This window comes from Candidatus Clostridium helianthi, assembly GCF_045310795.1.
Lineage (GTDB): Bacteria > Bacillota > Clostridia > Clostridiales > Clostridiaceae > Clostridium > Clostridium helianthi.
Genome location: NZ_JBJIAB010000104.1, coordinates 1 through 1,424, shown reverse-complemented (window position 1 = coordinate 1,424; position 1,424 = coordinate 1). Strand labels below are relative to the sequence as shown.

Annotated in this window: 1 protein-coding gene; it reads left to right on the top strand. The window is 28.2% G+C overall.

All coding sequences use genetic code 11. The annotated features are described in order from the left end of the window. The first annotated feature begins 86 nt into the window (after positions 1-86). Entirely contained in the window at positions 87-1,406 is a 1,320-nt protein-coding gene (locus tag ACJDTP_RS27360) for an IS701 family transposase (protein ID WP_406763000.1), read from the top strand. The last annotated feature ends 18 nt before the right edge of the window (positions 1,407-1,424 follow it).

Here is a 1,424-nt window from a genome sequence, read left to right as displayed (position 1 = left end):
CATAAAATACAATGAACCAAACTCCGATTTCTGTACAAACTAATCATAACCACACAAATAATCTTTACAGGACGGTGTTTGGCTCTATGGTTAGTATTAACAATCAATCCATAATTAATTCAATAACGAAATATTTAAATGCATATAAAACTGTTTTTTATAAAAGAAGTTTTCACAACTTCCAGATTGTCATAATCGCAATGTTGTATATGCAAGAAATTAGATCTATAAAATTAATCTATGATAAGTTCATAAAAAAGCATTGGAATATCTGCCTAAATAGATTTTACTATTTCTTATCAGAGAAAAATTTTAATATAAGCGAGTTAGCGATAGCTACTCTTGGTATTTGCTTAAAGTTTATTCCAAACGAATTAAAGAATCATGTTACTATCTATCTAATTATAGATGATACTCTTCAAAGTAAATTCGGAACAAAATTTGATTGTTATAGTAAATTGTTTGATCATACTAATAAAAATGGTTCTTCATATTTAAATGGACATTGCTTTGTTTCTTTAGCAATAGCCATTCCAATATTATATAATCAAAAATTTCATTATATAAAGATACCAATACAATATAAATTATATGATAAGACTAAAAGCAAATTAGAATTAGCAGCCAATATGGTATCTTCCGTAGCCCCTACTTTAGCAGATTATCAAGTTATAGTTACTTGCGATAGTTGGTATACTAAAACACCATTTTTAAAAGTAATCAAACAGTTTGAAAATATTGATGTAATTGGTGCTTTGCGTAGTGATACAGCCATGTTTGACATTAATATCGAACCACGCAGTGGCAAAAGAGGCCGACCAAGGAAAAAAGGTGCTAAAATAGATTACCATAACCTTAAATATACTGAAGAAGGAAAATTTTATATATCACATACCAAAGCAAAGGTTAATATAACCGACGATATTGTGTATATAACAGTTACCACGACGGATATAGATAAATTTTCTTCTATCAGATTATATATGAGTACTATAAATCCAGATAACATAAAAAGTTTTGAGAGCATATCCAATAAAGATGGAAACGAATTAAAGAAAACTACATTTAACATCTATAAAATACGTTGGAATATAGAAGTTATTTTTTATCAACAAAAAACTTTTTGGTCCTTCGGGAATTATATGGTAAGGAGCAAAGAGGCTATAGAAAAGTATGTCAATTTGCTAGGGGTAACCTATAGTCTCTGTATCTTACTACCTTTTATAAATAGTAATCTTTCGCAATATAAGTATGCAAGTCCACAAGAGATAAAATACTATTTGTCAGAGTGTATCGCTAAAGAATTAATTTTTGATAAATTGCTTAAAACACTACAATTAGCAAAAAATATATCAACTGCTAAAGATGTAATAGATTTTATTGCTTCGCATGACGGAGTCAGTTAATTTTATTGTAAAGTAGTG